This window comes from Streptococcus dentasini, from assembly GCF_053206945.1.
The window spans coordinates 1-25,340 of the sequence record NZ_JBRUHS010000005.1 but is presented as its reverse complement, the minus strand read 5'-3'; the positions used below and the strand labels follow the sequence as shown (position 1 = coordinate 25,340).

20 protein-coding genes and 2 pseudogenes are annotated in these 25,340 nt (G+C 41.0%); 17 read left to right on the top strand and 5 right to left on the bottom strand.

The features are described from left to right. Positions 1-26: 26 nt before the first annotated feature. From ACVR1G_RS05205 to ACVR1G_RS05195, 3 genes are all read right to left on the bottom strand, one after another. Positions 27-797 (bottom strand): hypothetical protein, encoded by a 771-nt coding sequence (locus ACVR1G_RS05205; RefSeq protein ID WP_447452140.1) that lies wholly within the window; start codon positions 795-797, stop codon positions 27-29. A 9-nt stretch (positions 798-806) separates the two neighbouring features. Beyond that, positions 807-1,505, bottom strand: coding sequence for an ABC transporter ATP-binding protein (locus ACVR1G_RS05200; protein WP_447452139.1), 699 nt, complete (start codon positions 1,503-1,505; stop codon positions 807-809). 106 nt (positions 1,506-1,611) lie between these two features. Beyond that, positions 1,612-1,986, bottom strand: coding sequence for a GntR family transcriptional regulator (locus ACVR1G_RS05195; RefSeq protein WP_447452138.1), 375 nt, complete (start codon positions 1,984-1,986; stop codon positions 1,612-1,614). A 179-nt stretch (positions 1,987-2,165) separates the two neighbouring features. Here ACVR1G_RS05195 and ACVR1G_RS05190 point away from each other — a divergent pair, with 179 nt between their 5' ends. The 14 genes and pseudogenes from ACVR1G_RS05190 (at position 2,166) to ACVR1G_RS05125 (ending at position 21,422) form a co-directional block, all read left to right on the top strand. Further along, positions 2,166-5,273 (top strand): DNA polymerase III subunit alpha, encoded by a 3,108-nt coding sequence (locus tag ACVR1G_RS05190; protein ID WP_447452137.1) that lies wholly within the window; start codon positions 2,166-2,168, stop codon positions 5,271-5,273. 81 nt (positions 5,274-5,354) lie between these two features. Then, entirely contained in the window at positions 5,355-6,368 is a 1,014-nt protein-coding gene (gene pfkA / locus ACVR1G_RS05185; RefSeq protein ID WP_447452136.1) for a 6-phosphofructokinase, read from the top strand. Positions 6,369-6,436: 68 nt separating this feature from the next. Continuing rightward, positions 6,437-7,939: a pyruvate kinase gene (gene pyk / locus ACVR1G_RS05180; RefSeq protein ID WP_447452135.1), complete on the top strand. Its 1,503-nt coding sequence runs from the start codon at positions 6,437-6,439 to the stop codon at positions 7,937-7,939. A 264-nt stretch (positions 7,940-8,203) separates the two neighbouring features. Then, on the top strand, positions 8,204-8,764 hold the full coding sequence (gene lepB / locus ACVR1G_RS05175) for a signal peptidase I (protein WP_447452134.1): 561 nt from the start codon (positions 8,204-8,206) through the stop codon (positions 8,762-8,764). A gap of 178 nt (positions 8,765-8,942) precedes the next feature. Beyond that, a complete protein-coding gene (glmS, locus tag ACVR1G_RS05170; protein WP_447452133.1) occupies positions 8,943-10,754 on the top strand; it encodes a glutamine--fructose-6-phosphate transaminase (isomerizing) in 1,812 nt (603 codons plus the stop codon). Between the two features lie 148 nt (positions 10,755-10,902). Beyond that, a pseudogene (locus tag ACVR1G_RS05165) lies at positions 10,903-12,412 on the top strand (PTS mannitol transporter subunit IIBC); the annotation flags it as partial. 410 nt (positions 12,413-12,822) lie between these two features. Beyond that, a complete protein-coding gene (locus ACVR1G_RS05160) occupies positions 12,823-14,772 on the top strand; it encodes a BglG family transcription antiterminator (protein WP_447452132.1) in 1,950 nt (649 codons plus the stop codon). Between the two features lie 2 nt (positions 14,773-14,774). After that, entirely contained in the window at positions 14,775-15,212 is a 438-nt protein-coding gene (locus tag ACVR1G_RS05155; protein WP_447452131.1) for a PTS mannitol transporter subunit IIA, read from the top strand. 17 nt (positions 15,213-15,229) lie between these two features. Continuing rightward, complete coding sequence (locus ACVR1G_RS05150; protein WP_447452130.1) at positions 15,230-16,375, top strand: mannitol-1-phosphate 5-dehydrogenase; 1,146 nt, start codon at positions 15,230-15,232, stop codon at positions 16,373-16,375. A gap of 216 nt (positions 16,376-16,591) precedes the next feature. Then, the gene (locus ACVR1G_RS05145; RefSeq protein WP_447452129.1) at positions 16,592-18,244 is read left to right on the top strand and encodes an McrB family protein; all 1,653 of its coding nucleotides are present in this window, start codon (positions 16,592-16,594) and stop codon (positions 18,242-18,244) included. Beyond that, positions 18,228-19,538, top strand: a complete 1,311-nt coding sequence (locus tag ACVR1G_RS05140; protein ID WP_447452128.1) for an McrC family protein — start codon at positions 18,228-18,230, stop codon at positions 19,536-19,538. Before ACVR1G_RS05145 ends, ACVR1G_RS05140 begins: the two co-directional genes overlap by 17 nt. Before the next feature lie 448 nt (positions 19,539-19,986). Next, on the top strand, positions 19,987-20,376 hold the full coding sequence (locus ACVR1G_RS05135; RefSeq protein ID WP_447452127.1) for a hypothetical protein: 390 nt from the start codon (positions 19,987-19,989) through the stop codon (positions 20,374-20,376). A 419-nt stretch (positions 20,377-20,795) separates the two neighbouring features. Further along, a complete protein-coding gene (locus ACVR1G_RS05130; protein WP_447452126.1) occupies positions 20,796-21,014 on the top strand; it encodes a hypothetical protein in 219 nt (72 codons plus the stop codon). Between the two features lie 75 nt (positions 21,015-21,089). Then, a complete protein-coding gene (locus tag ACVR1G_RS05125) occupies positions 21,090-21,422 on the top strand; it encodes a zinc ribbon domain-containing protein YjdM (RefSeq protein WP_447452125.1) in 333 nt (110 codons plus the stop codon). Between the two features lie 81 nt (positions 21,423-21,503). On the opposite strand, the gene ACVR1G_RS05120 is transcribed toward ACVR1G_RS05125, so the two are convergent. Then, a complete protein-coding gene (locus ACVR1G_RS05120; RefSeq protein ID WP_447452124.1) occupies positions 21,504-22,529 on the bottom strand; it encodes a S66 family peptidase in 1,026 nt (341 codons plus the stop codon). A 227-nt stretch (positions 22,530-22,756) separates the two neighbouring features. On the opposite strand from ACVR1G_RS05120, the gene ACVR1G_RS05115 reads away from it, so the two are divergent. From ACVR1G_RS05115 to ACVR1G_RS05105, 3 genes are read left to right on the top strand one after another with little or no spacing between them, the layout of a single operon-like run. Next, positions 22,757-23,398 (top strand): amino acid ABC transporter permease, encoded by a 642-nt coding sequence (locus ACVR1G_RS05115; RefSeq protein ID WP_447452123.1) that lies wholly within the window; start codon positions 22,757-22,759, stop codon positions 23,396-23,398. A gap of 8 nt (positions 23,399-23,406) precedes the next feature. Beyond that, positions 23,407-24,036, top strand: coding sequence for an amino acid ABC transporter ATP-binding protein (locus tag ACVR1G_RS05110; protein WP_447452122.1), 630 nt, complete (start codon positions 23,407-23,409; stop codon positions 24,034-24,036). 16 nt (positions 24,037-24,052) lie between these two features. Then, positions 24,053-24,907, top strand: a complete 855-nt coding sequence (locus ACVR1G_RS05105) for an amino acid ABC transporter substrate-binding protein (protein WP_447452121.1) — start codon at positions 24,053-24,055, stop codon at positions 24,905-24,907. Between the two features lie 217 nt (positions 24,908-25,124). On the opposite strand, the pseudogene ACVR1G_RS05100 reads toward ACVR1G_RS05105, so the two are convergent. Continuing rightward, positions 25,125-25,340, bottom strand: a pseudogene (locus ACVR1G_RS05100) (IS982 family transposase); the annotation flags it as partial.

Here is a 25,340-nt window from a genome sequence, read left to right as displayed (position 1 = left end):
AGAGGAACATGTTTTTATCGGTAAAATTATTGGATATCAAGTTTATGGGTGGTAATATAATGGGTGAGTAGATACCAGAGTATAGCTAAGAAAATATTAGCAATCATACCAATCACTATCGTTGTGCGGAAATTTTCAAATGTATTTTGCACTCCCACACCTGTCCGGATCAAAGTACCTATGATGCTCAAACTAAATTCGATACCGAAATAGCTGACAAAGGCCATTAGGATTCGGTGATTGCGAAATAGCTGTCCAATAGCAATAGAGGCAAAAATAAGTAAAGTACTAGTGACGAGGTTGATAAAGGTCGAAAGTACCCAGAGACCGCCATTTGTTATTTCCGATTGTGACAGTTCAGCTAAAATGCTCTTAACAATAATGCCAACCTCATGCTGATTAAATAGCCACAAAATCCCAGCACCTAGGGCAATGACAATGTAATTGCCTAAAGTCAAAGCTATCGCAACCAACAATTTTGATGAAATAAGCTGGTGTCGACTGACTGGTAGAGTTAAAGTCAGATAGCCTTCGCGGCCAAACATATTTGAATAAAAGCGGCGGATAATTAAGATCAGAGTAGCAATTGACTGAGTGATAATCATAATAACAAGAGCTATGCTCAAAAATATAAATAAAATGAAAAGCACGTTGCTATCCTTTACAATATCCTGATGTCTCTCAAGAAAGGCACTGTAAGGTGCAAAAATCAGACTTGCTAAGAGGATGAGGGCATTTAAACCAAGATACCAGTTTCCAATAGCTTTAAATTCATATTTTACTAATTTTCCAAACATGAAAACCTCCTAATTATGGAACATGTCTCTAAAGAGGGCATCGATAGATTTACCGTGTTCAAAACGAATGTCATCACTGTTGCCATCAAGAATGACTTGCCCTTCTTTAAGGAAGATAATGTCATCTAAAACCTGTTCGACATCGGCGATCAAGTGGGTGGAGATAATAACAGATGCGTCTTCCGAATAGTTATTAATGATAGTACGCAGGATATAATCCCGTGCTGCTGGATCTACCCCGCCGATGGGTTCGTCTAGAATATAAAGTTTAGCCTGTCGACTCATGACTAGAATCAGCTGAACCTTCTCTTTATTCCCTTTTGAGAGATTTTTGAGCTTTTCTCTGGCTTCAATATTAAGATCAACCAAGAGATGTTCGGCTTTTTCGCGATTAAAATCTCGATAAAAATCTTGAAAGAAGTCTAATGCCTGACTGACTGTCATATTTTCGTTGAGATAGCTAGTATCAGGTAGGTAAGCAATAATTTTCTTGGTTTCCACTGATGGACGAAAACCATCTATGACGATATCGCCACTGGATTGCTTCAATAAACCGTTGATCAGTTTGATCAGGGTCGTCTTGCCGCTGCCGTTTGGTCCCAAAAGTCCTACGATTTTACCGCTGGAGATGGTTAAATTCACATCCCTCAGTGCCTGATGATTGCCGTAAGATTTTGAGACATGGTGTAGTTGTAATAATTTTTCCATTATTTGTCTCCATTGCTAAGCAAATATGCCTATGTCCTATTTTAAGACCTTTAATCCATTTAACACTGTGAAAGACAGGCCAATAAACAGCCTAACCTCTAATTCTTTACTGCTTCGTACTATTTGCCATATAGTCAGCTGTCTCATCTAAGATTTGTTTACCAGAAAAGCCAATGTTTTCTATGTTAGAAACGAAATTGGCGATTTCGTCCTTGGCTAACCCCAAACGCTTTTCTTCGATCAGTGCAGTATCTTCAGTGACAAAGCGTCCTGCTGTTCGTCGTGAAAAAACCATTCCTTCGCGTTCTAGTTCCGTGAAGGCCCGCTGCATAGTGTTTGGATTAACACCGGCTTCTTCAGCATAGTCACGAACCGTTGGCAGTTGTTCGCCTTGCTTGATTTCTTGACTAATAATCTTGATTTTGATGATTTTTGCAATTTGTAAATAGATAGGTGATTTCTCGTCAAATGTCCAAGCCATCAAATTCTCCCTTCCCAATATTATAGTTGTGATAGATAAATGATACAGCATTTTGAGATAAATTTCAAGTCGTAATGATGACCTAGGCTTGTATAGTCCCCATTTAAAGCTTGAGGAAGAAAAAAGCTTTTATTCATAGTATAATAGTAGTAAGTTTATTTCAAAGAAAGGATTGCTCCATGTTTGCACCCCTAGATACTAAAACAGTTTATAGTTTTATGGACAGTCTAGTTGATTTACAGACCTATATTCAAACGGCAAAGGAAATGGGATATAGTCACCTCGGTATTATGGATCAAGATAACCTTTATGGCGCCTACCATTTTGCGATAGAAGCCCAAAAACAGGGACTGCAGGCAGTTATTGGTTTAGAATTACTTTTTCCTAGAGGCGATGAAAAATCTCTGAGTATACAGCTGCTTGCTTTAGATACTGAAGGCTATAAAAATTTATTAAAACTCTCGACTTTAAAAATGAGTGATGGCCTGCAGGTAGAAGATCTTTCTTCTTACCTATCGGGCCTCGCTGTATTACTGCCTTACAGAGAAGATCTGGAGCAATTAGAACTGCCCTTTGACTATTACATCGGTGTAAGCTCTGACAGCCCTAGGCGTTCCTATGGCAAAAAGCTATTACCCTTACACACGGTTCGTTATTTTTCTGATGATGATCGAGAAACTTTGCAGGTTTTGCATGCTATTCGCGATAATCTACCCTTGAAAGATGTAGCACCGCCAGCAGCCCAGCAGCACCTCTATCCTCGTGAAACTATGGAAGAATTGTTTCAGGAGCGCTTTCCTGAAAGTTTAACAAATCTGGATGAGCTCTTAGCAGGCGTCAGTTATCATTTTGACCATGAACTCAAGCTTCCTCGATTTAATCGTAACCAGAAAGCGTCAGAGGAGTTGCGCGAACGTTCCGAACAAGGCTTAAAAGACAAGAATCTAACTGCTCCAGTTTATCAAGAACGTCTGGATAAGGAATTAGGAATTATCCATAAGATGGGCTTCGATGATTATTTCTTGATTGTCTGGGACTTGCTGCGCTTTGGACGCAGTCGTCATTATTATATGGGAATGGGGCGCGGTTCAGCGGCTGGCAGTCTCGTTGCCTTTGCCTTAGATATTACAGGGATTGACCCCGTCAAAAACAACCTCCTTTTTGAACGCTTTCTAAATGAGGAACGTTACAGTATGCCTGATATTGATATTGATCTACCGGATATCTACCGCAGCGAATTCCTCCACTATGTCCGTGATCGATATGGCAGCCGTCACTCAGCCCAGATTGTTACCTTTTCAACCTTTGGAGCCAAGCAAGCTATTCGCGATGTTTTTAAGCGTTTTGGTGCCGCAGAATTTGAATTGACCAATATCACGCGTAAGATAGGCTTTCGGGATAACCTCACGTCAGTTTATGAAAAAAATATGTCTTTCCGGCAGATTATTAACAGTAAGGTGGAGTACCAGAAGGCCTTTGCCATTGCCAAGAGGATAGAAGGTCAGCCCCGTCAAACCTCAATTCACGCGGCAGGGATTGTAATGAGTGACGACGATCTGACAGAACATATTCCCTTAAAGGCTGGAGAGGATATGATGGTCACCCAATATGATGCTGGAAGTGTTGAAGCTAACGGGCTCCTAAAGATGGATTTTCTGGGCCTACGCAACCTAACTTTTGTCCAGCGTATGGCTGAGAAATTAGCTGAGGAAAAGGATATTCACATCCGTATCCAGGATATTAACTTAGAGGATCCCCAAACGCTAGCTCTCTTTGCTGCTGGGCGCACCAAGGGTATTTTCCAGTTTGAACAAGCTGGGGCTATCAACCTATTGCGTCGAATTAAACCGACAAAGTTTGAGGAAATAGTAGCGACGACTAGTCTTAATCGGCCGGGGGCCAGCGACTATACCGAAAATTTTATCAAACGTAAATATGGTCAAGAAGAGGTTGATCTTATCGATCCACTAGTAGCTCCGATTTTAGAAGACACTTACGGTATCATGCTTTATCAAGAGCAGGTTATGCAGATTGCTCAGATTTTCGCAGGATTTACGCTGGGAAAAGCAGATTTGCTGCGTCGAGCCATGTCCAAGAAAAATGCTGCTGAGATGCAGAAAATGCAAGTAGATTTTATGCAAGGGGCTAAAGCTCTAGGTCGCAACCGTGAAACAGCTAAAGAGCTTTTTGAACGCATGGCCAAGTTTGCAGGGTACGGTTTCAATCGCAGTCATGCTTTTGCCTATTCTGCTTTAGCCTTTCAATTGGCTTATTTCAAAGCGCATTATCCATCGATTTTTTACGATGTTATGCTCAATTACTCCAGCAGTGACTATATAACCGATGCGCTACAGGCTGATTTTAAGGTTGGTAAGCTATCAATTAATACAGTTCCCTATACCGATAAAATTTCAAATGGTGCTATTTATATGGGACTCAAAAATCTCAAAGGTTTCCCAAGAGATTTAGGGTATTGGATTATTGATAATCGCCCATTTGTATCTGTAGAAGATTTCCTAACCAAGCTGCCAAAAAATTACCAGAAAATAGATCTCATAGCTCCCTTAGTTCAGATTGGACTGTTTGATCAATTTGAACCCAACCGCCGTAAAATCGAGGAAAACTTAGAACATCTCTTTACTTTTGTTAATGAACTCGGCAGCCTTTTTGCTGATTCTTCCTACAACTGGAGCGATATTGAGGACTATAGCGCGAGTCAAAAATATAATATGGAGATGCAATGGCTGGGAGTAGGTATCAGTCCCCACCCTTTGATAACTCTTGCCCAAGAACTACAAGGAACCTTCATTCCGTTTGAGGAATTGCTTGTCAATACACAGGCTCGGGTTTTAGGACAGATAGAGGCTGTGCGAATTATTCGCACTAAGTCCAAGGGGGAGCAAATGGCTTTTGTTACCTTAACAGATACAAAGCAGAAGTTGGATGTGACTGTTTTTCCAGAGAGCTTTACCCAATGGCAGACTTACCTCAAAGAAGGGGACATCCTTTACATGACTGGTAAAGTACAGGAACGGGATAATCGCCTGCAGCTAATTTTACAGAGTCTAGCACCAGCTGTAGCTGAGAAATTTTGGATTCAGTTGGCTAACCATGACCATGATCAGCAAGTCGCAGAGACTCTTCGAGCATACCCAGGACAGATTCCTGTTGTCCTGCATTATCAAGATAGTAATCAGACATTACAGAGCCAAAAGCTCTTTGTAGCCAAATCAGAAAAATTACAAGAAGAGCTTACAAGCTTTGTTATGAAAACGATTTATCATTAAAAAACTTCTGAAATAGAAGCATTTTAAAATCGAATGTGCTATAATTAGAGAGTTAAAAATAAAAAAGGAGTATCAGGTAGAATGAAACGTATTGCTGTTTTAACCAGTGGCGGTGACGCACCTGGTATGAACGCTGCTGTCCGTGCAGTTGTTCGTAAAGCAATTGCTGAAGGCATGGAAGTCTTCGGAATCAACCGCGGCTATGCTGGCATGGTCGAAGGTGACATCTTCCAATTTGATGTCCACGGTGTTACCAATATTATTAATCGTGGTGGGACCTTTCTTCAGTCAGCTCGTTACCCTGAATTTGCCACTCTTGAAGGGCAGTTAAAAGGAATTGAGCAATTAAAAAAACATGGTATCGAAGGTGTCGTCGTTGTTGGTGGTGACGGTTCTTATCATGGCGCTATGCGCTTGACAGAACATGGTTTTCCAGCAGTTGGTCTACCAGGGACTATTGATAACGATATCGTCGGCACTGATTATACAATTGGGTTTGATACAGCAGTTGCGACTGCGACTGAGGCTTTGGACAAGCTCCGAGATACATCCTACAGCCACGGTCGTACCTTTGTTGTTGAGGTTATGGGACGTAATGCCGGTGATATCGCTCTCTGGTCAGGAATTGCTGCCGGTGCCGATCAAATTATCGTTCCTGAAGAGAAGTACGATATCAAAGAGGTCGTAGCCAAGGTCAAAGACGGTTATGAAAATAAAGGCAAGAGACGTCATATTATTGTCTTAGCTGAAGGTGTTATGAGCGCTGAAGAGTTTGCTGCTAAGATGAAAGAAGCTGGTGATGTCAGCGACTTGCGTGCTACTAATCTCGGACACATTGTTCGCGGTGGTTCTCCAACTGCTCGTGACCGTGTTCTTGCTTCTTGGATGGGTGCCCATGCGGTTGATTTGCTTAAAGCGGGTCGCGGTGGACTGGCTGTTGGTATCCACAATGAAGAATTGGTTGAAAGTCCAATTCTAGGTACAGCAGAAGAAGGAGCTTTATTCAGTCTAGCTGATAACGGAGATATTATTGTTAACAATCCGCATAAGGCACGTCTTGACTTTGCTGATTTAGCTCGTAACCTGACTTATTAATTTATTATTTTAAACCTAGTTAATCCTATCCCAAAAGGGATAAAAAATAGAGGGAGTTCATACTTATCATGAATAAACGCGTAAAAATCGTTGCAACACTTGGTCCTGCGGTAGAGATCCGTGGTGGTAAAAAATTCGGTGATGATGGCTATTGGGGTGAAAGCCTTGATCATGAAGCCTCAGCACAAAACATTGCTAACCTGATCAATGAAGGTGCTAATGTTTTCCGCTTCAACTTCTCGCACGGTGACCACGCAGAGCAAGGGGAACGTATGGAAGTCGTTCGTAAAGCAGAAGAAATCGCTGGTCAAAAGGTTGGTTTCCTGCTTGATACGAAAGGACCTGAAATCCGTACAGAATTGTTTGCAGATGACGCAAAAGAATACTCTTATAAAACAGGTGATAAACTTCGTGTCGCAACTAAACAGGGCATCCAATCGACTAAAGATGTTATTGCCTTGAATGTTGCTGGTGCCCTTGATATTTTTGATGATGTTGAGGTTGGTAAGCAAATTCTTGTCGACGATGGTAAACTTGGTCTTCGTGTTGTGGGTAAAGATGCTGCTACTCGTGAATTTGAGGTTGAGGTTGAAAACGATGGTATCATCGCTAAGCAAAAAGGTGTAAATATTCCTTACACTAAGATTCCTTTCCCAGCACTTGCTGAGCGTGACAACGCTGACATTCGCTTTGGCTTGGAACAAGGCCTTAACTTTATCGCGATTTCATTTGTACGTACTGCAAAAGATGTTAACGAAGTACGTGCCATCTGTGAGGAAACAGGAAATGGAAACGTGAAATTGTTAGCGAAAATTGAAAACCAACAAGGTATCGACAATATCGATGAAATCATCGATGCTGCTGATGGTATCATGATTGCGCGTGGTGACATGGGTATTGAAGTTCCATTTGAAATGGTTCCAGTTTACCAAAAAATGATCATCACTAAGGTCAATACCGCTGGTAAGATTGTTGTTACAGCAACAAATATGCTGGAAACAATGACTGATAAGCCACGTGCGACTCGCTCAGAAGTATCTGACGTTTTCAATGCTGTTATCGATGGTACAGATGCGACAATGCTTTCTGGTGAGTCAGCTAATGGTAAATATCCACGTGAATCTGTTCGTACCATGGCTACGATTGATAAGAATGCTCAAACGCTTCTTAGTGAGTACGGCCGTCTGGATTCATCTAAGTTTGAACGCTCTACTAAGACAGAAGTTGTTGCTTCAGCTGTTAAAGATGCAACAAGCTCAATGAATATTAAACTAGTTGTTGCTTTGACAGAATCAGGTAACACAGCTCGTTTGATTTCTAAATACCGTCCAGAAGCTGATATTTTGGCGGTGACCTTTGATGAGAAAACACAAAAATCATTGATGCTTAACTGGGGTGTCATTCCAGTTGTGACAGATAAACCTTCATCTACTGATGACATGTTTGAAGTTGCTGAACGCGAAGCAGTGAAGTCTGGTCTTGTTGAGTCGGGTGATGACATCGTCATTGTTGCAGGTGTTCCTGTTGGAACAGGTGGTACTAACACGATGCGTGTTCGCACTGTTAAATAAGGTAGCAAAAAGTAATTAAGAGGTGAGCTCTGGCTTATCTCTTTTTATTATAATTTGAAACGAGGATGGAGATATCTAATTTTTGTAGCTGCTTAGAAATCAATCATTAACTTGGATAATTTTTACTAGATAAAATTAAAGTTTGGAATACTTATGTTTTTAAATTGTCATCGTCTTGTGCCTGTCCACATATAATTGTTAGGCGGCTGACCTTTCTTATTTAGATAAGACATGGTATAATGTAAAGGATTGAAAGGAGTTTCTATGGTTAGACGAGATCTGATTAGAAATATCATTATCCTATTATTAGCTATTTTAGTTGTTATTCTCCTACGTGTCTTTGTATTTTCGACTTTTAAGATCACAAGCGAGACAGATAATAGCTATCTTAAAAAGGGAGATTTGGTAACAGTTGCGACACGGAGAACTCCTCTTGTTAAGGATTTTGTCGTTTATAAGGTCAAGGGCAAGGAATATTTAGGTCGAATTGTTGCTAAGTCGGGCCAAGAGGTCACCTCCATGGACGATGTCCTTTATATCAATCATAAGATAAATCATGAAAGCTATTTAAAGGATGAGAAAACGGCTTTTGTAAAACAGGCACAGCCTGGTCAGTATTTTACTGATGACTTTACTACCCAGACTATTAGCCATAAGGCCAGTGTGTCTAAGATTCCTAAAGATGCTTATTTAATCTTGAATGATAACCGTCAAAATAAAAATGACAGCCGCAAATTTGGTTTTATCAAGAAAGAGCAAATTAAGGGGGTAGTTTCCTTTAGGGTCTGGCCTCTAAGTGATTTTGGTTTTGTGACTGTTGAGTAGCCTAGCAGGCTGCTTTTTTTATGGTTTTTACAATTGAACTATACCAATTTTTCTCTTGACAAAACGGAAATATTTGAATATACTGTGTTTATCGTCGTTGGTAGTAAAGGGTAAACTATACCAATTTAAAACGAAATAAGAAAAGGAGAGGCAGCCCGTTGGCTGCCGACTGGTGTGTATGTGTGGAATTGTCGGTGTTGTCGGAAATAGTCAGGCGACAGATATTTTAATTCAAGGTCTGGAAAAATTAGAATACCGTGGATATGATTCGGCAGGTGTCTATGTCACAGATGGGCAGACTAACCATCTAATCAAGGCTGTCGGCCGTATTGCAGAATTAGCTGATAAGGTCGGTGATACCCTTGGTAGAGCCGGTATTGGACATACTCGCTGGGCGACCCATGGACCTGCGAGCGAAGTCAATGCTCACCCTCATCAATCACAAACAGGACGTTTCACTTTGGTGCATAACGGTGTGATTGAAAACTATTTAGAGATTAAAAATACTTATTTAGCTGATCATGATTTTAAGGGGCAGACGGACACCGAAATTGCTGTGCACCTGATTGGAAAATTTGTTGAGGAAGATGACCTCGACCTTCTCTCTGCTTTTAAAAAAGCTCTCTCTATCATTGAAGGATCTTATGCTTTCGCCCTTATGGATGCTCAAGATGCAGGTACAATCTACGTGGCTAAAAATAAATCACCGCTTTTGATCGGCCTTGGTGATGGTTACAATATGGTCTGTTCCGATGCTATGGCTATGATTCGTGAAACTAATCAATTCATGGAAATTCATGATAAGGAATTGGTTATTGTTAAAGCTGACAGTGTTCAGGTGCAAGATTACGATGGTAAAGTACAGGAACGTGCTAGCTATACAGCAGAGTTAGACTTGTCAGATATTGGTAAAGGGACTTATCCTTTCTATATGCTTAAGGAAATCGATGAGCAGCCTACGGTCATGCGTAAGCTCATCAATACTTATGCGGATGCTGATGGCAATATGACGGTTGATCCAGCGATTGTTAAGTCTGTCCAAGAAGCTGACCGTATCTATATTTTAGCAGCGGGAACATCCTACAATGCCGGTTTTGCAGCTAAATCTATGTTCGAACAGTTGACAGATACACCCGTAGAGCTGGGTGTCGCATCAGAATGGGGTTACAATATGCCGCTCCTGAGTAAGAAACCAATGTTTGTTTTGCTCAGTCAGTCAGGTGAAACAGCTGATAGCCGTCAGGTTCTGGTTAAGGCTAATGCAGCTGGTATCCCAAGCTTAACTATAACAAATGTACCGGGCTCCACTTTATCGCGTGAAGCCACGTATACTATGCTTCTTCATGCAGGGCCTGAAATTGCGGTTGCCTCTACCAAGGCTTACACAGCCCAAATCGCAGCGCTTGCTTTCTTAGCCAAAGCTGTCGGTGAAGCAAATGGTAAAAAGGAAGCTCTGGAATTTGATTTGGTACACGAATTATCTATCGTAGCTCAGTCTATTGAATCAACTTTGTCTGAAAAAGATATGATTTCAGAAAAAGTTTCTAAACTTTTGCCAACAAGCCGCAATGCTTTCTATATTGGCCGCGGTAATGACTACTATGTGGCTATGGAAGCTTCTTTAAAACTTAAGGAAATTTCTTATATCCAGTGTGAAGGATTTGCAGCTGGTGAGCTGAAGCACGGTACGATTTCTTTGATCGAAGATGGTGTTCCAGTCTTAGCCTTGATGTCTTCTAACGAAAAAATTGCAGCTCATACGCGCGGTAACATTCAAGAGGTTGCAGCACGCGGAGCTAGTGTCTTGACTGTCGTTGAAGAGGGATTAGACACAGATAGCGATGATATCATTGTCAATAAGGTTCATCCTTATCTCGCTAGCATTTCTATGGTTATCCCAACGCAGCTGATTGCCTACTATGCATCTTTGCAACGTGGTCTTGATGTTGATAAACCGCGTAATCTTGCTAAAGCTGTAACGGTGGAATAAAGACAAGTTACTATTTAAGGATCTGGCCCTTCCTGTGAGGGCTAGGTCTTTTTTATGGATTTTTGACAATTTTTTTTTGCCAAAATTTGAGTGTCGTGGCAAAAAAAATTTTCTTATAATAGACTTATAGAAAAAGGAGGATTTATCCATGAATGAAGGTAATTCTTTGAAGGTCAGAATCCAAAAGTTAGGAACTGCACTTTCTAATATGGTTATGCCAAACATTCCAGCCTTAATTGCTTGGGGTGTTTTGACAGCCTTGTTTATTCCGGATGGCTATTTGCCAAATCCACAGCTCAATCTGATCGTCAGCCCTATGTTGGTGTATCTAATTCCAATTTTGATTGGATTTACAGGTGGTAAAAATATTTACGAACACCGCGGCGGTGTTGTTGGGGCTATCGCTACCTTTGGTGCTATTACAGGTACACAAGGTAGCTTGATGGTTAACAGCCTCATCAGTGCCTTGGATCCAAGCACTATGTCTGCTAGTGAGTTTGTGGCTAAGTACCAAGAGATCTTAGCAAATGGTAAACCTAATGTTACCATGATTGTCGGGGCAATGATTATGGGACCTCTGGGTGCTTGGTGCATCAAGAAATTTGACGAAATTGTTCAACCCAAGGTCAAAACTGGCTTTGAAATGTTGGTGAACAATTTCTCTGCTGGTCTCATCGGCTTTGGCTTGATGTTAGTGGCCTACTTTGGTGTTGGTCCGGTTGTTGCTACGTTGACAGAATGGGTTGGTCAAGGGGTTCAAGCCATTGTGGACGTTCATTTGTTGCCACTGGCCAATGTGATTATCGAACCAGCTAAAATCCTCTTCCTCAATAATGCCCTTAACCATGGTATCTTTACCCCGCTTGGTACCGAACAAGTAGCAGAAGTTGGTAAATCTGTCTTCTTCCTTCTTGAAGCCAATCCTGGGCCTGGTTTGGGTATCCTTATTGCCTATGCTCTATTTGGTAAGGGATCTGCCAAATCTTCATCATGGGGGGCAATGATTATCCACTTCTTTGGCGGTATCCATGAAATCTACTTCCCATATGTGATGATGAAACCAGCCATGTTCTTGGCTGTTATTGCGGGTGGTGTGTCAGGTACTTTTACCTTCCAGCTCTTAGATGCCGGTCTTAAATCCCCTGCGTCTCCTGGTTCCATCATTGCCATTATGCTGATGGCCCCTAAAGGTGTAGGTCCGCATTTAGCCGTCTTGGGTGGTGTTCTAGTTGCGACGGTTGTTTCTTTCCTTGTTGGAGCTGTTATTCTGAAAGCTGATAAATCTGAAGGAGCTTCGCTTGAGGATGCACAGGCTGCAACTCAAGCAGCAAAAGCAGAGTCAAAGGGTCAGTCTGAAGAGCAACCGCTATCAAATTCAACGGAGATTACGACATATAATGTTAAGCAAATTATTTTTGCCTGTGATGCGGGTATGGGAAGTTCGGCTATGGGGGCTTCAATCCTGCGCGATAAGGTAAAAAAGACTGGCTTAGATATCCCAGTTACCAATAAGGCTATTTCTAACTTAACCGATACGGATCACACCTTGATCGTTACACAGGAAGAATTAGCAGCGCGTGCAGCGGAGCGCACACCGAGTGCTGTCCATGTCACCGTTGATAATTTCTTAGCAACGCCTAAATACGACGAGATTGTCGGTCTGCTGGCAGGTGAAGGGCAAGCGAGTGCTGAAACTGCCGATCAAGTAGGCGAAGAAGCTAGTGAAGATGTTGATTTAAACTATATTGACGAAGTCGTCTTTGCTCATGGCACAGCTGAAGGTTCAGCAACGATGGGGCAGGCTACGCTGGAGCTAATCTTTAAGAACCACGACATTGGTATCCCAGTATCTAAAGTCGCTAACGATCAACTTGGTAATTTCAATGCCAAGAATATCCTTATTGTGACAACCATCGCTAATCAATCTGATGCCCAGCACTTCGCGCCGCACGCCCAATTCTTGATTGTTGACAGTTTAGTGACAACACCTGAATATGACAAGATGGTCGCGCGTATGCACAAATAGTTTCAGCAAACTTGGTATCCTAGAATAGTGTATAATGAGGCTATGATATTTACCAAACGTGAAGAAAAATTGATTAAGGCTTTCCTAGAAATAGGAAAGCTTTCGGTAGATGATATTCAAAAAATTTTAGATGTATCGCAGCGGACGGCTTATCGAACCCTTGCTGATTTGACTGAGAGCCTTAGTCAAATTGATATTGTCCTGGCTAAAGATCGCAAAAAGTACGGTTTATCTGGTGATATATCAAAGCTCAGCGCTCTCTATAGCATGGAGGATTACAGCCGCAGTGAGCGTCTCAACTTGATTTGTCTAGACTTACTATTATCTGATACTCCCCTGACTAATGCTTATTTTCAAGAACGTTTCATGGTTAGCAATGTGACGATTATTCAAGACGTCAATGAAATCAGCCAGCGTCTAGCTGATTTCGATGCTAGGCTTGATCGTAAGCAAGGCTACCGATTGGAAGTCACTACAGAGCAACGTCGCTATTTATTAGCAGTGCTGTTGACCAACATGGTCTCAACTGCTGATTTTAAAGCTGGTAAAATCAATGTTCCAGATAGACTGCAAGAAAGGATTAAAGAGGCTAAAAAAACCTTTCGAGACTGTCAATCTTTTGTGCCAGAGATGGATCCCAAGCTCCTGCAGTTTTTCACTAGTCTTCTGGCCCTGTCGAAATTTTTTGGTCAGCCTCAGACCGTTCTTCATGTCAGTAAACAGGCTTTGGAGTTGTCTCAGGAACTGTTTACCAGCTATGCTAGGCTGACAGCTCAAGCCTATGGCACGAACGATATTCTCTATTGGGCCAGTCAGTTGGATGAGCTCTATATCAAGCGTCAGGAGAATCCTCTCTATGTTGAGAATTTCGACAGTCAGTATTTTTACAGTGTTACTAACTTGATTGATAAGGTTTCATCTTTTACAAAGATTAACTTTATTAAGGATAAAACGCTGTTTAAATTTCTCTTTCATCATATACTTTTGAGCTTGGCTATTCCTTATCTTTTTCCTGATCGGTCGATGTCTTCAACGGCCCATGTAATTGCTTACCAAAATGAGTTTCTTCATCGAATCATCCGTTTGGTCGTTCAGGATTTATTTCCTGCCTATATTCAGAATGAAGCAGAATATGAATTGATTACTCTGCATTTTGCGTCAAGTATTCGGCGAAGTCCAGATATTTATCCTATTCAGGTTTTAATGCTGACTAACCAACGTCCCTTAGCTGTCGAGCTTTTGGTTACAAAAATAAAGTCAGTAGCCCCTTTTGTTCAGTCAGTACAGATAAAACATCTGGATGAGTTCTCCCAAGAAGATTTGGAACATTACGATTACATTTTGTCAACAAGTCCTATAGATAGTCAAGGTGTCGATACGATTTCAACTTATCCCAATACAGCTGAAATCCTGCACCTACAGGAGCAGTTACAGGCAGTACAGCTGCGCCGAAATCAGCAGCGGGAGCGCAGCATCGAAATTGTTGGGAAAACAGATCTGCAGGCTTATTTAGAGGCCAGCCAGAGTTTATTGGAACATTTTCAGCTGCGTCGCTTGGATAACAGCTCTTCTTTTGAAGAAACTGTGGCCGAGACCATTGCTGATCTAACAGCAATATCTGATACCGTTTATTTGACAGAGAAATTGCTCAAACGTTTTGAGCTTAGCCCCTTTGCCATTCCAGAGACGGGCCTAGCTCTTTTGCATACGCAATCCCGTGCGGTGGAAAAAAGTCAGTTCATGGTTTATAGCCTAACCCAAACGATTGAGGTTCAGTCAATGAACCATGAAATGGAAAATGTTAGTCGGCTGCTAGTCATGCTGACCGAGGAAAACAGTAGTCTTGAGACCAAAAGATTGATGTCAGCTATTGGTCAATCTATCATTGAGAATCATCTCTACACAGAAATTTACAAAACTGGTAATCAGGAGATTATCTATCAATTATTAAATAAGATTTTTACAGAAACCATCAAGGATTTGGAGAATTAACTATGGAATTTGAAAAAACACTGATTAAACTCAATCAGCACTTTAATGATAAGGAAGAAGCCATTCGTTACTGCGGTCAAGTATTGGCTGATGGCGGCTATGTTAATCCCGACTATATCGATGCTATGGTACGCCGTGACCAAGAGTTATCGGTCTACATGGGGAATTTTATCGCCATTCCACATGGAACGGATGATGCTAAAAAGGAAGTTCTCAAGTCCGGTATTACAGTCGTTCAAGTGCCTAAAGGTGTTAATTTTGGGACAGAGAATGACAAGCAGGTGGCTACAGTTCTATTTGGCATTGCAGGTATCGGTGATGAGCACTTGGAGATGATTCAAAAGATTTCGATTTTCTGTGCAGATGTTGACAATGTTGTTAAACTAGCAGATGCGCAATCAGAAGAGGCTATCATTGGGCTATTAAATAGTGTTGAGTGAGGAAAAGAGGTTTAAACATGAAAAATGCAGTACACTTTGGTGCCGGAAATATCGGTCGCGGTTTTATCGGCCAAGTTTTATTTGAAAATAATTTTGATATCACCTTTGTTGATGTTAATGAAGCCATTATCAACGCCCTCAATGAGCGCCACAGTTATGAGATTGAAATTGCTGAGGACGGACAGCGCCATATCGCTGTTTCAGGCGTCAGCGGCATTAATAATGCTCAAGATCCAGAGGCTGTTGTCGCAGCCATCACACAGGCGGATATTATTACCACTGCGATTGGTCCCAATATCCTGCCTCTTATTGCTGAATTGATTGCTAAGGGAATTGAAGCACGCCAAGCAGCAGGCAAGGAGCAAGTTATTGATGTTTTAGCTTGTGAAAATATGATTGGCGGGTCCGAATTTCTCTGGGTGGAAGTTCAAAAATACCTGTCTGAAGCAGGCTTAGCCTATGCTAGAGAGTATGTGGGCTTCCCTAATGCTGCTGTCGACCGCATTGTTCCAGCTCAGAGTCATGAAGATCCTCTCTTTGTGGTTGTTGAGCCCTTCAGAGAATGGGTTGTTGAAACAGGCCGCATGAAAAATAAGGCGTTAAAACTGGACGGTGTTCATTATGAAGAAGAATTGACACCTTTCATTGAGCGCAAGCTCTTCTCCGTCAACTCTGGTCACGCCACATCTGCCTATACAGGTGCTTTCTATGGTGCCCAGACAATCCTCGAAGCGCTTAAAAACGAAACCGTTAAAGCCAATGTCGAAGCAGTTTTGGGAGAAATCCGCAGTCTCTTGATAGCTAAATGGGGCTTTGATGAAACAGCCTTGGTTGATTATCATAAGGTCATTATCTCTCGCTTTGAAAATCCTTATATTGTCGACGATGTGACCCGTGTTGCTCGCACACCAATTCGTAAACTGGGCTTTGATGAGCGCTTTATCCGCCCTATTCGTGAATTGAAAGAGCGCGGTCTTTCCTATGATAATCTTTTAAAAACCGTTGCCTTTGTCTTCAAATACAATGATCCAGAAGACCCGCAATCTGTTGAATTGCAAGACCTCTTGGCTAGCAAACCACTGCCAGAAGTTATTGCCCAAGTCACAGGCCTTAACGATCAAGATCTCATTAAAGAGATTGAAAATGCAGTCACTTCAATCTAGAGACAGATAGCAGTCATGTCAAAAGCAAGCTAAATTGGTAGCTTGCTTTTTTGTGGCGTTTTTTATAGCTCTGAAGATTGATTATTAAATTTTCTGAAATTGGTGTATAATTAAAGAAGAGCTGCTAAAATGAGCTATGTCAGCCTACCAGTAAGATAGAAACTTTTAAATATAACAGCAAAATTTGCTAGAAGAAAGCCAGAGGGAATATTTGATATGTCCAATAGTTATATGGAATTTAAACAGTTACTTAAGAGATTTGTAGAACAGGCAAACATTAATATTAAGGGGGGAGAAGGGAAGAGAACAAAATTAGAAGGGGTAACTGAAATATATCCTGCAGTAACTATTGATGATATTCCCTATAAAATTGAGATGTTCAATAGAGGCTATGGACCTAAGAATGGAAGCGGCTGTAATAAGTTACCCTATTTTGGATATGAATATAGTAATATCAAAAACACTTGGATTAATATTCGTACTATATTTGAAAATTTTGAAGTTACTGGATTTAAAGTTGCTAAATGGCATCCTGATGGACACGATACTGATTTGAATATTCAATACTTAGTTAAAGACTTAGAATTGGATTCAGAACAAGAACCTAATTCAGCCCTAAAACAATTTTATGATACATTTGTGAGTTTTAAGAAAGATAATAAAAAAGAACAAAATGTTGTAGAGGAACCACTATCTAGTTATATTTATGATAGTAAATACGCTCAGATTTTGAAAAAATCTAAAAACCTCATCCTCCGCGGTGCACCGGGGACTGGGAAAACCTACCTTGCCAAGCAGATTGCTGAGGAACTGACTGGGGGAAATGATGACCAAATTGGCTTTGTTCAATTTCACCCATCCTATGATTACACAGATTTTGTGGAAGGGCTGCGTCCTGTCTCAAGTGCTGATGGTCAAATTGGCTTTGAGTTGAAGGATGGTGTTTTCAAGAAATTTTGTAAGAGAGCGAAGAAAGCTACTGAATCTGGTGGACAAGATAATTTTGATGAGGCTTGGGACAAATTTTTTGAGGCAGTAAACGATGTTGATGCGGATAGTTCTTATGACATTACGACGTTAACTGGGAAACCAATGCACCTTATAGCATATATGCGTAATGAAATGTCTGGTGTTATGGAGAAAGGTTCTGCTAGTCTCTTTTATAATAAAGCACAATGCTATAATATCTACAAAGGTGATTCAGGTGTTCCAAAGGGGGGATTAGACAATTATCGTAAAGCTATTGTTAAACATTTGAAAGAAAAGTATGGTCTTGTCGATTATATTAAACCAACGGCAACAACTACTGATAAAACCTTCGTCTTCATCATCGACGAAATCAATCGTGGGGAAATTTCCAAGATTTTTGGAGAGTTGTTTTTCGCCATTGATCCGGGTTATCGCGGTAAGGATGGTGCAGTATCAACCCAATACGCTAATTTACATGAAACGGATGAGAAATTTTATATTCCTGAGAATGTCTATATCATTGGTACCATGAATGATATTGATCGCTCTGTTGATACTTTTGATTTTGCCATGCGCCGACGTTTCAGGTTTGTCGAGGTGACGGCAGAGGATAGAGCGGATGAGATGCTTAGTGATGAAGAGGTTAAAGGTAGATTAAGTCGATTGAATGCTGCTATTGAAAGTAATGAGGAACTTGGGCGGCATTATCAAATCGGTCCATCTTACTTTATGGATCTAGATAAGGGAGAAGTAACTGCAGCTGAGCTTTGGTTCGATTATTTGCAGCCGCTTTTAGAGGACTATCTGCGTGGTTCCTATGATGAGGTAGAAAAACTGAAAGAGCTAAAAAATGCTTACAACTTAATAGAAAAGGAAGAGTCAGATGAGACTGACGGATAATGATTCAGTAGTTAAGTCTAAATTTGAAACTTCTTACCCTCAGCTGTCAGAAAAATTGCCGGATAGAAGGCTGGAAAGTCTTTCCAAAGAGGACAATCTCTTTATTTTCCCGCATGATTTGCTGGATTCTCTTGATTTGGAAAAAGATGGCAAGGTGCTGGAGACAGTCAATGACCAGATTAAAACGCAAAATATCATCGGTTTTCTAGGCTGTGGGGAGGAGCGCTTGAGCATTCATTCTCGTTTTGCCAATGGAGATGATGATTACTTTCTGCATTACATGCTGCAAAAGGTTCTACAGCTCAATCTGACTAGCCTTGATGTCGGCCTGTCTCAGGAAGACAGCTGGTACCAGCTTTTAATCTATCTTTTTCCCAAATATCTTGAGGCAGCCTTGCGCAAGGGGCTTTATAAGGAATACCAGCACTTTTTCTACAATGACAGTCATGTCAAAGGGACAATAGAAGTTGCCCGACATATTAAGCAGAACACACCTTTTACAGGAAAAATAGCTTATTCAACTAGGGAATTTTCCTTTGATAATGTCCTCATGCAGCTGGTTCGCCACACCATTGCCTTTATTCAGCATACTGTTCCCAATGGCAGAGCGCTTTTGTCTAGCTCATCTTCAGTTAAGGAAAATATAGCTGAAATTGTACGGGTAACACCTAGTTATCGATTGTCAGATAGGACTAAGATTATCAGAGAAAATCAAAATAAACCTATCCGTCATACTTACTATCATGAGTATCGGACTTTGCAGCGGCTTTGCCTGATGATTTTGAGTCAAGAAAAGCATGGACTGGATCAATCCAATCAAAAAATCCACGGCCTTCTCTTTGATGTCGCCTGGCTCTGGGAAGAATATCTAGCGACCTTGCTGCCTGAATTTGAACATCCTCAAAATAAGAACAGGACAGGCGGCTATTCCTTATTTCAAAATGGAAATGGAAGAATTTATCCAGACTTTCTCTCCTTATCAGGTTCACCAGTTGTTGCGGATGCTAAATATAAGCCTATGGATAATATCAATGGACGAGATTATTTGCAGGTAGTAGCCTATATGTATCGCTTTGACGCCAAAGTAGGATTTTATCTCTTTCCAGATAAGAAAAAATCAGAACCGACCCAATATCAACTCTTACAGGGCAGAAAAGAAAAACGAGAATATTCAGTAAATGTCGAAAAACTCGGCCTCGCCATTCCCCAAGGCTGCACTAGCTATCAGGATTTCATTAGCGCCATGAAGGAAGCAGAAGAGGCCTTTCGAAGTCATTTATATTGTAATCGGTAAGAAATTTTAGAATAGTCATACATTAACCTTGATGAGATTAGAGGATAGAGTAAAATCTGTTCTCTTTTTTGCTGTCCTTTAATTTTAATCCTATGGGACTTAATAGAATTGTAATTTAGCACAGCTTAAAAAATGCTATAATCGACGTGACTGCTAACTGATAGATAAGGGCATGGAGTAAGGACCAAAGATAAGAATGCTGATAGGGCCTTTGACACTAGTAAAACAGATTATTTAAGTTCGTCTGAAAGAATCCGTGCCAAACTGGATGTTCCCCTGAGCCAGATATGAGTTGCTGCTGGATTTGCCGTCTGTTTTTTTGTTTATATGGTTTGCCCTGTTGAAGATGTTCTCTATCTTGCAAAAAAGAATTTCAGTGGGAAATGGGAAAGAGCCTCACCACTGTTCCTATCAAAATTGGGTAGCTTTAAACTAGAGCACAAGCTTAATGGTTGATTACCCCGGAATGATGGCGATGGCTATTACGAGCAAGAACTGCAATTTAACAAGTGCGAAGATGGTCGATATTATCTCAGGGCTAAAGAGAAAGTCCTTAGGTAGGATAGAAAAAATATTGTCACAGTCTGATAACAATGGTCAGCAAATTAGATATCCACTAAAGAGAAAGGTAGCAAGCATGGAAGAGGATAATGAATTTGAATCAGCTTTTTCGACGGGCAAGGAAAATAATTCTCCGATCTTTTCAGGCCGAGATCCAAAGCCAGTGCCTGAAAAGATAGACGCCAAAAGCTTTAAAAAAGGGCTCATACTAGCCTTTGGTGGAGCTATCGGGTTCACATTTTTAATCGTGTTAGTTGTTTTTATAATGAATAGATAGTTTTGATCTGACTGCACAATTTCAGTATGGCCTAACTAAAGGAGCAAGAGCCTATACTTGGACTTATCAGGAACTTCAGAGTTTGAAAGGGAGTAGTTCTTATAGACAGAGGACTTCAGTAAAAGAAACGGATATTGATAAGATTGTCAATCAATAGGGGAAAGAAGAGTATCACATTCCTATACTAGCCTGCGTTTGTGTTATTGCCTAATCCAGACAAATTGGATAAACATGTCTACCTGAGTGTTGATAAGAAAGATAAAGACTACTAGCCTACCTGCAAATCATTAGGTAGTTGGGAAATTAGGATTTTAAGATCCAAGAGGAAGCTGAGGGCTCTTTCTAGAAAATCAAGTATATAACCCTTCAAGTTGGGATAGTACAGCGGTCAAGGAAAAGAGAGTTATCGCTCTATCATTATGAAATTGGAATATCCAGAAGAAAATTACTTTCCTCAGTCTGGCGATCTTAGACTAGAGTTTGCGGTAACCTATACAAACGGCTATGGCAGCAAAGAGCCTTATCAAGTAACTATAAACTCTACACAAAACAATGGCAGACAGTATACGTTAAAGAAAAGAACTATTCTAAAGAGTAGCAGCCCCTTACCTGTGAGGATTTCTGGCAGTTACCCATAGTTCAAAACGAGCTTGCCCAGTCATCAGAATTAAGGTAAAATAGCTTAGTAAGTATTTTTAGAAAAGGAAAAATGTATGTCTTTACCAAATTGCCCTAAATGTAACTCGGAGTATGTCTATGAGGACGGTATCCTCTTAGTCTGCCCAGAATGTGCCTATGAATGGGATCCAAACGAAGCTGCTGAAGAAGAGGGCTTAGTCGTTCTTGATAGCAATGGTGTTCGTCTTGCTGATGGCGATACCGTTACGGTTATCAAGGATCTCAAGGTTAAAGGGGCTCCAAAGGACATTAAGCAGGGAACTCGCGTTAAGAATATCCGCTTGGTTGAAGGGGATCACAATATTGACTGTAAGATTGACGGCTTTGGAGCCATGAAACTCAAGTCAGAGTTTGTTAAAAAAATATAAATCCCTATAAAGTTCAAGGCAAGGGCCTTGGGCTTTTTTACTGAAAAAACGAGAGCGACAAAAATTCGCTCTCGTCTTCTACTATGATTGAAAGCTAATGACAGATGCGGCCGCATCCACTTTGGCTGGGACACCCAAAGGAATGATGGCTCTAGGGGTAGCGTGCCCGACATTGACATTGTAGAGGAGGGAAATATCCGTATCAATCACTTCTAGCAGGATTTGTTTATAGTCATCATAGTAGGTCTCATCCATAGGCTTACCGACAATCACACCATTCAGAACCTCAAAAATACCAGTAGCTTTTAATGTTTCCAGCATGGTACGATAAAGGGCAGGTTCAGGTTTTTCTTCACTAGATTCCAGCAGGAGAATTTTTCCCTGCCAATCACTCAAACTGGGGAAGAGCTGATAACGCTGACAGAGGGCACTGCTGTCTTCATAGCGTGATGAATCAAAAATTTGATAGAGAGATTCCAAACATCCGCCTAGGATGGCTCCTTCAAATCGGGGATTTCCCTTCAATAACTCAAAGCCCTCATTTTTATGCATAATTCGACTGGTTCCTAAGGCCTTGGGACTAAAATCTGTCCGCTCCTCATACCAGATAGCACTGGGTCTGATTTCTGAGATACGGCCTGTCTTGATCAGCTCTTTAAAGTAATGAAAGGAGTAGGGCAGCATCTCGTGATCCAATTCGCAAATATCTGGCAAAAAAGCCTGACCGTAAAAGGTCGTGAGTCCCAGCTTATGTAACATCAAGTGATTCATAGTGGTGTCGGAAAAGCCTAAAAAGATTTTCTGCTGGAGCGCTTGCTGCAGTTCGTTATGGTCAAATAAATAAGGCAGGAGACGGTGGGTATCATCACCGCCAATAGCGCATAAAATCATATCAATGGCGGGGTCTTTAAAAGCAGTGAGCAGATCTTGAGCTCTGGCTTGAGGATTCTCCCGCAGATAGTCAATACCTTTGAGGGCATGGTCTAAAAACACGACCTCCACTCCTAACTGCTCCAAGCGTTTAACCCCTAAGTCCACTTCAAACTTAATAAAGTCCTCTCCGAGGATACCGCTGGACAGACTGACAATCCCGATCCTTTTAACCATAAAGGGTGTCTCCTTTTTTTAAAATTACCAGCATTATAGCATAGTAAATTTTGCTAGGAAAGGATGAAAATGGCTATGGATGTGTTTTGCCGATAAGTGATTTTGGAAATTCCAAAGAGAAGCAGACAAATGTATTTTTTTCATTTTTATATGAATAAAAATAAATAATATTTCAAAGTGTCTGAAAATTTGATATAATAAAGCATATCAACTCACTAGGAGCATTTATGTCGTACGTTTTGGAAATTCTCCCAGCCCTTTTAAATGGTGCTTGGGTTACCCTGCAGGTTTTCTGCATCGTTATTATTTTATCCATTCCACTGGGGATTGTTCTGGCCTTTCTCATGCAGTTGAAATTCAAGCCTTTGAATTGGCTGCTGACCATTTATATATGGATCATGCGAGGAACTCCCCTCTTATTGCAGCTTATTTTTGTTTATTATGTACTGCCCAGTGTGGGGATTGTCTTTGATCGTCTACCAGCAGCGATTTTAGCCTTCACTCTTAACTACGCGGCTTACTTTGCAGAAATTTTCCGTGGCGGTATTGCTGCCATTCCTAAGGGACAGTATGAGGCAGCTAAGGTTTTAAAATTTAATCAACTGCAGACGATTCGTTATATTATCTTGCCGCAGGTTATTAAGATTGTGCTGCCGAGTGTCTTTAATGAGGTGATTAATCTTGTGAAAGATTCCTCGTTGGTTTATGTGCTGGGAGTTGGTGATCTGCTTTTGGAAAGTCGAACGGCGGCCAACCGCGATGCGACCTTAGCACCTATGTTTGTTGCTGGGGCTATTTATCTCATCTTAGTTGGGCTTGTAACCCTTGCGTCTAAACGTATCGAGAAAAAATTTAATTTTTATAAATAGGAGGTCGTATGTTAACATTAAAGAATATTTCTAAACAATTCGGCCATAAGCAAATTTTTAAGGATTTCAATCTCAATGTAGAAGAAGGGAAAATTCTTGCTGTTGTTGGGCCCTCTGGCGGTGGTAAAACGACCCTGCTACGTATGCTGGCAGGACTTGAGAAAATCGATTCGGGCCAGGTCATCTATCAGGAAAAAGAAGTACCTTTGAATCATCTAGAGTCAGAAAATATCCTCGGTTTTGTTTTTCAGGATTTTCAGCTTTTCCCACATTTGACAGTATTAGAAAATTTGATTTTGTCACCGACGAAAACAATGGGGGCTTCCAAGGATGAAGCTGTTAAGAAGGCTAGAGAACTCTTAGCCAAACTTGGCTTAGAGGAGCATGCGGATGCCTACCCTTTCTCCTTGTCTGGCGGTCAAAAGCAGCGAGTTGCCTTTGCGCGTGCGATGATGATTGACCCTAAAATCATTGGTTATGATGAGCCAACCTCAGCCTTGGATCCGGAGCTGCGCCAGGAAGTAGAAAAATTGATCTTGCAGAACCGTGAGCTGGGCATCACACAAATCGTGATTACCCATGATATGCAGTTCGCCCAGAATGTTGCTGACGATATTCTGAGCATAAATCCTAAATAGCAGAGGGAGTATATAGATGAGATTAGCAAAATATTTCCTTTCTCTCTTGATACTTGTCCTCTTATCGGTCCTAACTCTCGGTGCCTGCAGTTCTAGGTCGAACTTTGCCACCCAGACTGATCAATGGTCAACATATACCAGAGAGAAGACGATCAAAATTGGATTTGATGCTACCTTTGTACCTATGGGGTTTGAGGAAAAAGATGGTTCCTACACAGGTTTTGATGTTGATCTGGCTAATGCAGTCTTCAAAAAGTATGGGATTAAGGTAGAGTGGCAGGCTATTGACTGGGATATGAAAGAGACTGAGCTTAAAAACGGTACAATTGATTTGATTTGGAATGGCTATTCCATGACTGATGAGCGCAAGCAGTCGGTTTTATTTACAGAACCTTATATGATTAACCAGCAGGTTGTTGTAACCAAAAAATCTTCTGAGATTAATAGCCTCACGCAACTGTCTGGAAAAACTCTGGGAGCTCAGGCTGGTTCCTCAGGTTATGATGCTTTCACAGCAGAACCCGATATTTTGAAAAATCAGGTTAAAGACCAGAAGGCTATACAATACTCCACCTTTACCCAAGCCTTAATTGACCTTGATGCTGGACGGATAGATGCTCTCTTGATTGATCGTGTCTATGCTAATTACTATCTGGAGCAGGAAGGCAAGCTGGCAGACTATAATATTATGCCAGCGGGCTATGAAGCTGAAAATTTTGCAGTTGGTGCTCGAAAGGCTGATAAAAAGCTGGTCAAGAAGGTTAATCAGGCCTTCACTGAACTCTATCGGACAGGGGAATTCCAGAAGATTTCGCACAAATGGTTTGGTGACGATGTTGCTACAGAACAAGTAAAGAGCGAAGCTCGATAGGCTGCTTTCAGTCCCACGACAATCATTATTAGTGAACTTTCTGATTCATTTGATCACTGAAAAACAAATAACTTGTTTTCATTTTTTAAACTATATAAAAATCGCATGAATTTCCAGGTTTAAACCTGATTTCATGCGATTTTATTTGACTCTCTAATTTCTGTAGTGGACAAATCCACTTTGGAATAATAGGGGTTTATATTGGATACCTGTGGTGCTAGTTGAAATATCTGCAGTTATGTGCAAAGAAGGCTTGCTGTAAAAACAATTCCATTCCAGTAAGACTTCTAGCTAGTGGTCTTTCAATATCAAATAAACGACAAAGTGACGAAAATCTGGTTTCAATAGTTCTTCGTTCAGCTATCAGCTTCCAATGATTATGGTCTTTGGCACCTGCCATATTCTCCCTCCAAGGTGTCCAAAGGTGATAGCC

Bases quoted from the DNA above. Each gene is read 5' to 3' on its own strand.
- glmS (WP_447452133.1), top strand. From the start codon at position 8,943: ATGTGTGGAATTGTCGGTGTTGTCGGAAATAGTCAGGCGACAGATATT.
- ACVR1G_RS05105 (WP_447452121.1), top strand. From the start codon at position 24,053: ATGAGATTAGCAAAATATTTCCTTTCTCTCTTGATACTTGTCCTCTTA.
- ACVR1G_RS05110 (WP_447452122.1), top strand. From the start codon at position 23,407: ATGTTAACATTAAAGAATATTTCTAAACAATTCGGCCATAAGCAAATT.
- pfkA (WP_447452136.1), top strand. From the start codon at position 5,355: ATGAAACGTATTGCTGTTTTAACCAGTGGCGGTGACGCACCTGGTATG.
- lepB (WP_447452134.1), top strand. From the start codon at position 8,204: ATGGTTAGACGAGATCTGATTAGAAATATCATTATCCTATTATTAGCT.
- ACVR1G_RS05205 (WP_447452140.1), bottom strand. From the start codon at position 797: ATGTTTGGAAAATTAGTAAAATATGAATTTAAAGCTATTGGAAACTGG.
- ACVR1G_RS05195 (WP_447452138.1), bottom strand. From the start codon at position 1,986: ATGGCTTGGACATTTGACGAGAAATCACCTATCTATTTACAAATTGCA.
- ACVR1G_RS05190 (WP_447452137.1), top strand. From the start codon at position 2,166: ATGTTTGCACCCCTAGATACTAAAACAGTTTATAGTTTTATGGACAGT.
- ACVR1G_RS05135 (WP_447452127.1), top strand. From the start codon at position 19,987: ATGGTTGATTACCCCGGAATGATGGCGATGGCTATTACGAGCAAGAAC.
- ACVR1G_RS05160 (WP_447452132.1), top strand. From the start codon at position 12,823: ATGATATTTACCAAACGTGAAGAAAAATTGATTAAGGCTTTCCTAGAA.
- ACVR1G_RS05150 (WP_447452130.1), top strand. From the start codon at position 15,230: ATGAAAAATGCAGTACACTTTGGTGCCGGAAATATCGGTCGCGGTTTT.
- ACVR1G_RS05200 (WP_447452139.1), bottom strand. From the start codon at position 1,505: ATGGAAAAATTATTACAACTACACCATGTCTCAAAATCTTACGGCAAT.
- ACVR1G_RS05145 (WP_447452129.1), top strand. From the start codon at position 16,592: ATGTCCAATAGTTATATGGAATTTAAACAGTTACTTAAGAGATTTGTA.
- ACVR1G_RS05155 (WP_447452131.1), top strand. From the start codon at position 14,775: ATGGAATTTGAAAAAACACTGATTAAACTCAATCAGCACTTTAATGAT.
- ACVR1G_RS05120 (WP_447452124.1), bottom strand. From the start codon at position 22,529: ATGGTTAAAAGGATCGGGATTGTCAGTCTGTCCAGCGGTATCCTCGGA.
- ACVR1G_RS05115 (WP_447452123.1), top strand. From the start codon at position 22,757: ATGTCGTACGTTTTGGAAATTCTCCCAGCCCTTTTAAATGGTGCTTGG.
- ACVR1G_RS05140 (WP_447452128.1), top strand. From the start codon at position 18,228: ATGAGACTGACGGATAATGATTCAGTAGTTAAGTCTAAATTTGAAACT.
- ACVR1G_RS05125 (WP_447452125.1), top strand. From the start codon at position 21,090: ATGTCTTTACCAAATTGCCCTAAATGTAACTCGGAGTATGTCTATGAG.
- pyk (WP_447452135.1), top strand. From the start codon at position 6,437: ATGAATAAACGCGTAAAAATCGTTGCAACACTTGGTCCTGCGGTAGAG.
- ACVR1G_RS05130 (WP_447452126.1), top strand. From the start codon at position 20,796: ATGAAATTGGAATATCCAGAAGAAAATTACTTTCCTCAGTCTGGCGAT.